The organism is Flavobacterium geliluteum, assembly GCF_017948595.1.
GTDB lineage: Bacteria > Bacteroidota > Bacteroidia > Flavobacteriales > Flavobacteriaceae > Flavobacterium > Flavobacterium flavipigmentatum.
The window spans coordinates 199,355-208,684 of record NZ_JAGFBV010000003.1 but is presented as its reverse complement, the minus strand read 5'-3'; the positions used below and the strand labels follow the sequence as shown (position 1 = coordinate 208,684).

Genomic DNA, 9,330 nt, shown 5'->3' with positions numbered 1-9,330 from the left:
TCTATTAAACAAAAAATTGATATAATTTTGTCTTTACAAAGCATTGGTGAGGTTTATTGGTTCGCAAAACAAATTTACTAAACCTCTGCTTTGTTTTTTATACTATAGAAACTAGCAACTTGAATTAATTAAAAGGGTAAGTATCTTATTCATATATTTCTTTGGTTATTTTATAAGAAACAAAAATTTAATTTCATGAAAATTGTCCTTGTTAACCTAACTTTGATAACGAGGATTAATAAATTAGTGTCTGTCTCTATAAAAACATAATTTTACAAATAAAGCTGACTCAAAATATAACATGGTTAATTGTATGGTCAGAAGGATGTTGTTTTCAATCTAAATTTGCCTCGAAGAGAACATTTCTATTATATAAAATTTTTATTTCAAACATAAAAAAAAAGATGTTTAAGAATTGATACTATATAGTCAATTTACAATACAAAGAAAACTATTGGGCTACCCTTTTTGGAACAGTGCTTGGAAACACCAGTAAAATCAACGAATTAAGGAATAGGCATGTAATCCTGCCACCCCTACACTAACGCATTCTTATAAACAGACAAAAGAAGCTTTATCAAAACTGAGTTAGCTTCTTAGAAATTAAAAGCCAAAGTCTTCCTTTTAAGGACACAATTTATTACTGACATTATTAGTGTATACTTTTAGATCGAATTAAAATAGCCATCACATGAAGCCATTTACTTTTGATCAGATACCTGTTATGATGAACAAAATTCATGATAAATTGGAACACTTAGAAAAACTGATTACAAGAATATCTGCCACGGGAGAAGATAAAGATGAACTTCTAAATATTGAAGAAGCATCTAAACTTTTAAACTTATCGGTACCTACTATTTACAGCAAAGTAAGCAGAAAGGAAATCCCAGTTAATAAACAAGGTAAACGTCTTTATTTTTACAGGCATGAGTTAATGAAATGGATTAAGTCAGGCCGAGTAAAAACCCATTTAGAAATCAGAAACGATATTGAAAAAAGGTCAAGAATCTAAAATTAATTTCAGATTTTGACCTTTTTTATTTTATTAAACTTTCGCATTACAATATCTCAGTGATATAAAAAATATTCCCAATTTATTTCTATTTTTGTATTAAACAACTCCCATGAGTTATGTTTGCTCAAGGATACTTTGTTTTAGTTTGCATTAGTGTGTTTTAAATTGTACCATAATTGTACCACTGTAGTTGGAAACCCTATTTAAATAAGAAAAGTTATTTTCTGCATCGGAAAATAGCAAGACAAAATAACGCAAAACAACAAGAAACAAACGAGTTAAAGTATTGATGAAAAATATTTTAACTCGTTTTTTAATTCCTTTTTCTTTTAGATATTAAGTGATATTTTGTTTAAATTTGTACCGATTTTGTACCTCGGGATTGTGAGGTACAAATAATATTTTTTTTGGCCAAATTATGGCACGGGTAGACACACATAGTCACATTTCTATGAGTACAAACATTACCTCATGCCTTACTTGTGTTATTCCGTTTACTTTTTCAGGGAATTTTATGTTTGCAGCATCGTAAATTGTGATTGCAATATCGATTACATCATAAAACTGCGAACGAATGCCACTGTTTGCAGAGATTTTTTTAGGCAAGTTGATAATCATTCTGTTTCTTGTTCCTCCAAAATGCTACGCCACTTGTTTTGTCCATTGAAAAGGTGTATCAACTGCTAAGGACCATCCTACAGAAAAATGATTATCCATAGAATCATCTCCTAAATGATCTATATGTTTCATCATATCATTGACATTGTCCGGAAATCCGTTCATTGTGGCTAAAATCTTTAATCGTTCCTGTGAGACCTACTTACGGACTTGCTCCATTATCACCAATAATACAGATTATCATTGTATTATAAGCAGTTGGAAACCTTTTTACAGCATCAATTAATCGTCCAATTTCATAATCGGTTTCAGCTGCATAGGCAGAAAATACTTCCATTTGTCTTTTGTATAAAGCTTTTTTTATTAGCATTTAAAGAATCCCAAGCAGGAATTTCTGCTGATCGTTTTATCTATATCACTAAATTGAAAAACTACCAAAACAAATTGCTTTTTAAAATAAAAATCCCCAATATTGGAAATAAACACCGATAAGTAATAAAGAAAATAAAATGGTTGCAATAACGCTTTTATTCGAAATAGACTTAATTTTAAGAGCAAAATAAAGTATTGAAATCATAGTAAATACTATAAAAGTCCATTGAACTATAAACAAGTAATCAAATTGATTTGGAATCCCAAAAGCAAGTATGTAAAAATTGTCTTGAGCCGTACTATTTATAGTCAAAACAAACCCAATAATTGCAAACAAACCTAATAAAGAAGTTAATATAATTAAACACTTCATGAATTTATTTTGGGCAGCATTTTTCCTATTTCTAATTAGTGCACAGCAAAAATTGAAAATTGAAATTAACAGGATAATAATGGCGATTAAGAATGGTGCAAAAAATAGAAGGTTGAATTCATTTAGGCTATTGGCAAAATTAGAAACTCCTCCATTAACCTTTACATCAGTAACAAAATGAACTTTATTATTTGATTGAAATCCTTTCACATCAGGATTCTGACCTGGATTATTGATAAATTCATTTAAAATTTCAGATCCAATTTTCGAAAAACTAGGTGCATGACCAGAAACTGGAGCATTTACCAAAAAACCATTTTTAAACTTCCCAACAATAGTTTTCCCGTTTGAAGCCGGAGTGATAGGATCAAATGATCCCGAAAATACTAATACTGGAACTGCCAATGTTGGCAGGTTAGATAAATCATTTAAAATCTTAGACGACTTATCAACTCCTAAATTCCATTTATCACACACTAAAAAGTCTGATTTATAAAAAGATAATCCTCCTTTTAATTTTTTATAATTAAGTGTCTCCTTGTTAAATTCTGATATCGAATTATATGGAATTGCCTCGTTACAGCTCACACAATAATACGCTCCATAATCTAATCGTAAAGCCCCTGAAAAAGCAGCTACAAGTGAACTCAAAGTACTTTTGTTTCCTTTATTAAATTCTGTGATTAATAAGGGTAATACTTCAATTAATTTTTTTTGATATAAGGATTGTTGAATAGCAATTTTAAAATCTTCCGCATTATAAGTAAACTCGCCGCTAGGAATGATTCTCTTATCAACTTTAATCGTAATAGGCTTTTTATCTAATCTTTCTATTGTTTCATAGTAGGTGCTCTCCAGATTTGGATATTGCTCATTACAATTAGGATCATTTTCACAGCCGTTAAAAACTTTTTTAAGGCTGTTCATGTAATTTTCAGTATTATGATTATAATACATAGAAATATCTGAAATCGAAGAATCCAAAATTAATGACTTAATATCTTGAGGAAAATCATTTGCATAAACCTGAGCTGTGTAAGTTCCATAAGAAACCCCATAAACATTCCATTTATTATACTTTAAAGCTCTTTTTAAAGCATTTAAATCTTTAGCAATTGATTTACTATTATAAGAGTTTAAATCAATCTCTCTATTTAATAAATCTTGCTTACAGGCCATTGCAGCAATAGTTTTTTGCTGTTCATCTTGCATGCTATTCTGATTTTTTGATAGTATTTCCAAGAATTGTTTTCCTAAATCAGGACAAAATTTAGGTAAAGAATTACCAGTACCCCTAACATCAACTAAAACAATATCACTATTTTCTCTTAATGGATGTCTCAGCCAATTCCATATTCCTTCAATACCTCCAGCTCCTGGTCCTCCTTCTACATATACAACAGGATTTGAATCTGTATTTTTTGAGGTGGATTTCAAAACTGCGACTGCAATTTTAATTGTTTTACCCGTTGGTCTATCCCAGTTTTCAGGAACATTTAAGTACCTCCATTCTATATTCTCTTGATTAATGATTTTTTCTTCTGGAAAGAAAGTGTTTGTTTTTTCTAATATAAAAGTATTTGTTTGAGAAAATAAACAAGCTGGCAGCAGGCATAGGAGCAAAAATAGTCTCTTTAGGTTTTTCATTTTGTTTTTTAGTTAAATTATTGGATTTATAATATGTTTTTTTATTGATATTTCACTAATATCCATTTTTAGTGAGATGTAACATTTATATTTTTTATCTATTTTCAATTCCTTCAAATAGTATTTTTCGTCATCGATTTTGGTCGTATTATCTAAAATTTCAAAAGATTTTAGAGGAATTGACAATCCGTTGCCATGCGCCTTTATCACGGCTTCTTTTTGTGTCCAATAATCAAAGAAAGAATCTTTTATATTACTCGACAACATAACATTATTCCTTTCAATTTCAGTCATTTGACTTTTAAATTCATCTATTTCAATTTCAGTTACAATTTCAACATCAATTCCTATTTCATGTTTATCACTTAACGCACAGACAACAATGTCGCCTGAATGTGAGATATTAAACCGGATTAAATCATTATCAAAATAAGGCTTGCTATATTTTGTATGTTTTATGACTTTGTCATGAGGATTTTGCTTGTAAATTTCTTCAATTCCGTTAAACAATAGTATCCGTCCTAAAAGTGACAATTGTGCATCTTGCCATCTTCGGTATCGCTTAATTTTCTCTTGATAATCTAATGGAAATTTTGGCAAATCATTTTTTAACAAGCTTTCGTGATTTTCTTTAGACAGATAAGAATAATAGATGTAAATCAAAACTATAGGTTTTTTTAGAAATTAAAATCAAAATCAAATGCTGTGCTTTTCTCAAATTCTAATTTAGCATCAATTAAATCCACTTTCATTAATGGATTTTTTATTATTTCATTTAAAATTTTACTGTATTTAAGCGCAACAATTTCTATCGTATTTTCCTCAAATAAATCACAGTTATATTCTATAATACCTTTCAGCCTATTATCACTTTCAAACAAATTAAACACAATAGGTATCCTGCTGTATTTGTTGTCAATAGGATATGACGTTAATTTTAAATCATTTAATTCATCTATATTCTCAAAGGAAAACTCTGGATTCTGATAGACCAGCATAACGTCAAAAACAGATTGAGACAGTTTCTCAAAAGGGACAGCTTCATAATCATTTATTTCCAATAAATCATTTTGGTTATTTCTCAATATACCAGCAAAAGTTTGCCCTGACTCAATTTGTGTTCTTAAAACAAGGGTTTTAACAAACATCCCAATTTGATTATGTAACTCTGGGATATTTCTTCCGGAGTTTACGGTTCCTATACAAATATCATTATGATTAGAGAATTTATAAATCAAAACATTTAAAGCCGCTATTAAAATGGTATAAAAAGTGACTTGCTCACAAAGTGCTAATTCCTTTAAATTTGAAGTAACACTGGTCGTTAGTTCAAACAAATACTTACTTCCGCTTTGCTGATTGTTTTCAATACTAAAATCCCTGTCAAAAGAATCTTTAGGACGATAATTTTTAAGATATTCTTCCCAAAACAATTTATTTTTAAGAGTATTATCATCCCATTTTTTATTAAACCATTCCGAATAATCTTTAAATTGAAATTTCAAAGTATTTACTTTTGATGCGCCTAGAGAAGCATTGTTATTGTAATTTTCAATAAATTCTTTGATAAAAATTTCTAAAGACAATCCATCCATTATAATGTGATGCGTAGAAAAGAGCAATATAAATTTATTTGCTTCTAATTCAAGAAGTTGAACTCTTATTAATAAATCTGTTTCTAGATCAAATGCTGTATTAACTAATTGGTTTATAGTTTCTCCTACTTTTTCACTTTTTAATTTATCAACAGCAATTTCAAACCTTGCGTTTTCGGGAGCATTAATTTTTTGATAAGGAATTCCATCCCTTTCAATAAAATTTGTCCTTAGAATTTCATACTTATTTATTGTTTCATTTATTGCATTTGTAATAATGGCCAAATTTATAATCCCCTCAATACTATAGCCAGCCGACATATTATAAGCGATTGAACCATTTTTTTGTTGAGACGCTAACCAAATATTGTATTGGGAAGGAGTCACATCGTAAAAATTTTTAGGTTCAGACCATGATATGGTAATCGATTGGCTCGGTTTTAGTTCTTGTAAATAACCAGCTAATAATCCAACTGTTTGATAGTCAAAAATCGTTTTTAAAGTAATAGTAAACGAAAGCTGTTTGGCAATTAATCCAATCAATTTAACGGCGTTTAGTGAATGCCCGCCAAGAGCAAAAAAATTATCATTTACACCTATAGCTTCTTTACTATTTAATACTTCTTTCCAATATTCAGAAAGTTTTTTTTCTAAATAGGAAACAGGAGCTTTAAAATCATCATAATTTGTATTTTGTTGAATGGCTTTTTGCGATAAAGATTTCCTATCCACTTTTTGGTTTGGAGTAAGCGGAAATTTTTCCAGAGGAATGATTGCATTCGGAATCATATAGTAGGGAAGATTTATTTTCAACGCTGTAATGATTTTTTCCGTATCAATTTCTTCTTCGCTTTTTAAAATATAAGCCACTAAAAAAGCGTCTTGTTGATTTCCTTTTTTAGCAATTACTACAGAATCATTAATTCCTTCTATTTGATTTAGTTGTGACTCTACATCCCCAAGCTCAATTCTATAACCTCTAATCTTAACCTGATTATCATTTCTTCCTAAAAACTCAATTTCCCCATCATCATTCCACTTTCCTACATCGCCGGTTTCGTATAGTAGACTTGCAGCATCAAATGGGTTTTCAATGAATTTTTCTTTAGTTAGTTTCTCATTTTTAAAATACCCTTTTGCTAATCCATCGCCTGCAATATAAATGTCTCCGGGTGTTCCTATAGGCTTGGGACTTAAAAATGGATCTAATATATAAAATTGCGTATTATTTATTGGTTTTCCTATATTGGACTCCTCTTTTGGATGTTCTATTTTTTTTATGCTGGACCAAATGGTAGTTTCTGTTGGCCCATACATATTCCACACTTCCAAACTACTATTGATGAGCTTTTCGGCTAATGCTTCGCTTAATAAATCACCTCCACACAGTACTTTTAATCCTTTGTCTCCATGCCAGTCGGCATTAAACAACATTTGATAAAAACTTGGAGTGGCTTGAATTAAGGTAGGTTGTATCTCCTCTATCTTTCGAATAACAGAATTAGGATCTGTTAAAATTTCCTGATTTGCAATATATAAAGCAGCTCCTGACAGTAATGGCACAAAAAACTCTAAAATTGAGATATCAAAAGAATAAGTCGTTACCGAAAACAATACATCATTTGAGCTAACTCCTGGTTTTTGCTGGATACTGATTAAAAAATTAAGCAAGGACTGATGTCCTATTTCAACACCTTTCGGGTTCCCGGTTGAACCTGATGTGTATATGATATAGGCTGTATCTTTAGGAGAAATGGCTGTGAATCTGCTGCCTTCGAATACATCAATTCCAGCTAAAATATTTTCTAATGACACAATCGTGACATTTTCAATGCCTTCTAATTCATACTGCTTTTCGCTGATAAGTATTTTACTTTGGCTATTATAAACAATATAACTTAATCGCTCTTTCGGAAAAACAGGATCTAATGGAATATAAGATCTACCTGATTTTAAAATGCCTAATAAAACAGCTACCATATTGGCAGATCTTCCTAATAAGACTGCAATTGGTGATTTATCCTTTTCTCCATAAGTTGCAATAAGGTATTCTGCTATTTGGTTTGAAACTTTGTTAAGTTCAGAGTAAGAATAGGATTTATGATCATCTTTTAGGGCTTCTTTTTCCGGGGTTTTCTCTACTTGTGCTTCAAATAAATCTACAATCGTCTTGTCTTTCGGGTAATCAGCTTTCGTATTGTTAAATTCAACCGTTACCTGATGCTCTTCTTCTTTAGATAAGTAGGTTAGCTCTCTTAGTTTTTTATTAGGAGAAACTAAAATAGCGTTAATTAAATTTTCAAAATGATTGATAACTTCTGTTATTCTTGAATCATCAAAATAATTCAGGTTATAATCAAAGTCTATTTTCACATCTTCCTGTTCATCAAACTCTCTAATATAAATAGCCAAAGCCAAACGCTCTGACTGATGGGTTAATGGAATTACCCGTGTTTGCGTGTTTTGGAAATCATTAGAATAATTTTGTTTTTCATAAGAAAGCGTGATATTAAATAATCTTTCTTTCTCATTAAATATTTGAAGTTCTTGAATTAGTTTACCCAAAGGAAATCTTTGATGGCGATAATCTTGTCTTAATTGATTTTTTATATCAATGATTAAATTTTCAAAAGTAGCCTCAAAATCCAGAGGAATTCTTAAAGGTGAAATCCCCATGAAGAGACCAACCGTTTTCTTGTATTTAGATTTACTTCTATTCAAAACGGGCAAACCTATTGCAAAATCATTATTCTGATGTTTTCTTCCGAAATAAATATATAAAACGGCTAGAATTAAATTAAATGTCGAGCATTTATTGATAGTAGCTAACTGATTTAATTGGTTATAGACTTCTCTTTTTACAATCAGTTCCTTACGATTACTTTTATTAATTTGAAGTGTATCGTCGAGTTTTTCAAACAAATTATCAGGTAAAGACTCAAACTTTTTAACCCAGTTCATTGCATCTTGTTTATACGATTCGGAATTTTGATATTCGGCATCATCTTCCGTAAAATCCTTATAACTAAAAGGATATATTGTTTTAATTTCGCCAAATTCAAAAATCTCGTTATAATTTTGAACCAATCTTTGAAACATTAACGAAGTACCCCAGCCATCAGTTATAATATGATGATAGACCGAAAATAAATAATGAAAATCTTCCTGAACTTTTACCAAAGTAAAAATATGCAAAAGAGTTCCCTTCAATAAATCAAAAGGTTTTATGAATTCCTTTTGCATATAGAGATTGGCATCATCAATTGCATTTTCATGTTTTGAAAAATCGATAAAACCTAATTCAGATTGGTGCTCTTCAACTATTTTGATTCTTATATCGCCTTCATTCTTTATAATAATACTTCTATAAGCATCATGCTGATTGATTAATTCAACATACGCTTTTTTTAATATTTCAATGTTTATTACTCCTTTAATTTCAATTTTAGCTCCAATATTATATATCGGTTCATTAGGAAACAACAATTGATCAAAATAAATATCTTTCTGGGGTAGGGTAAGTTTCATTTGCAAATAAATATTTTTTGGTTTAATGACTATCAGCTATTGGGGCTAAAGAATAAAGACGACAACTTATAATGTATTGTTTCACGCAGATTGGGCTCCTAAAAGATTTTTTAAAATAAAAATCACAAAAAAGAATTTGCGAAAATCTGCGTGAAGCTTTTTATTGATAACTTTTACAT

The 9,330-nt window shown here is 30.0% G+C and carries 7 protein-coding genes; 1 reads left to right on the top strand and 6 read right to left on the bottom strand.

The window, feature by feature from the left end:
* The first annotated feature begins 691 nt into the window (after window positions 1-691).
* Window positions 692-1,015 (top strand): helix-turn-helix domain-containing protein, encoded by a 324-nt coding sequence (locus tag J3495_RS03175; RefSeq protein WP_210665120.1) that lies wholly within the window; start codon window positions 692-694, stop codon window positions 1,013-1,015.
* 444 nt (window positions 1,016-1,459) lie between these two features.
* On the opposite strand, the gene J3495_RS03170 is transcribed toward J3495_RS03175, so the two are convergent.
* From J3495_RS03170 to J3495_RS03145, 6 genes are all read right to left on the bottom strand, one after another.
* The gene (locus tag J3495_RS03170) at window positions 1,460-1,636 is read right to left on the bottom strand and encodes a hypothetical protein (RefSeq protein ID WP_210665119.1); all 177 of its coding nucleotides are present in this window, start codon (window positions 1,634-1,636) and stop codon (window positions 1,460-1,462) included.
* Window positions 1,637-1,660: 24 nt separating this feature from the next.
* Window positions 1,661-1,801: a hypothetical protein gene (locus J3495_RS03165; RefSeq protein WP_210665118.1), complete on the bottom strand. Its 141-nt coding sequence runs from the start codon at window positions 1,799-1,801 to the stop codon at window positions 1,661-1,663.
* 37 nt (window positions 1,802-1,838) lie between these two features.
* Window positions 1,839-1,973: a hypothetical protein gene (locus J3495_RS03160; RefSeq protein ID WP_210665117.1), complete on the bottom strand. Its 135-nt coding sequence runs from the start codon at window positions 1,971-1,973 to the stop codon at window positions 1,839-1,841.
* Between the two features lie 114 nt (window positions 1,974-2,087).
* A complete protein-coding gene (locus tag J3495_RS03155) occupies window positions 2,088-4,028 on the bottom strand; it encodes an alpha/beta fold hydrolase (RefSeq protein ID WP_210665116.1) in 1,941 nt (646 codons plus the stop codon).
* A 12-nt stretch (window positions 4,029-4,040) separates the two neighbouring features.
* Complete coding sequence (locus J3495_RS03150) at window positions 4,041-4,691, bottom strand: 4'-phosphopantetheinyl transferase family protein (RefSeq protein WP_210665115.1); 651 nt, start codon at window positions 4,689-4,691, stop codon at window positions 4,041-4,043.
* Window positions 4,692-4,705: 14 nt separating this feature from the next.
* On the bottom strand, window positions 4,706-9,151 hold the full coding sequence (locus tag J3495_RS03145; RefSeq protein WP_210665114.1) for a non-ribosomal peptide synthetase: 4,446 nt from the start codon (window positions 9,149-9,151) through the stop codon (window positions 4,706-4,708).
* Window positions 9,152-9,330: the final 179 nt, after the last annotated feature.

What these genes read in the sequence shown, in the direction of transcription:
- J3495_RS03165 (WP_210665118.1), bottom strand. Translation starts at nt 1,801, where the DNA reads ATGAACGGATTTCCGGACAATGTCAATGATATGATGAAACATATAGAT.
- J3495_RS03145 (WP_210665114.1), bottom strand. Translation starts at nt 9,151, where the DNA reads ATGAAACTTACCCTACCCCAGAAAGATATTTATTTTGATCAATTGTTG.
- J3495_RS03160 (WP_210665117.1), bottom strand. Translation starts at nt 1,973, where the DNA reads ATGGAAGTATTTTCTGCCTATGCAGCTGAAACCGATTATGAAATTGGA.
- J3495_RS03175 (WP_210665120.1), top strand. Translation starts at nt 692, where the DNA reads ATGAAGCCATTTACTTTTGATCAGATACCTGTTATGATGAACAAAATT.
- J3495_RS03155 (WP_210665116.1), bottom strand. Translation starts at nt 4,028, where the DNA reads ATGAAAAACCTAAAGAGACTATTTTTGCTCCTATGCCTGCTGCCAGCT.
- J3495_RS03170 (WP_210665119.1), bottom strand. Translation starts at nt 1,636, where the DNA reads ATGATTATCAACTTGCCTAAAAAAATCTCTGCAAACAGTGGCATTCGT.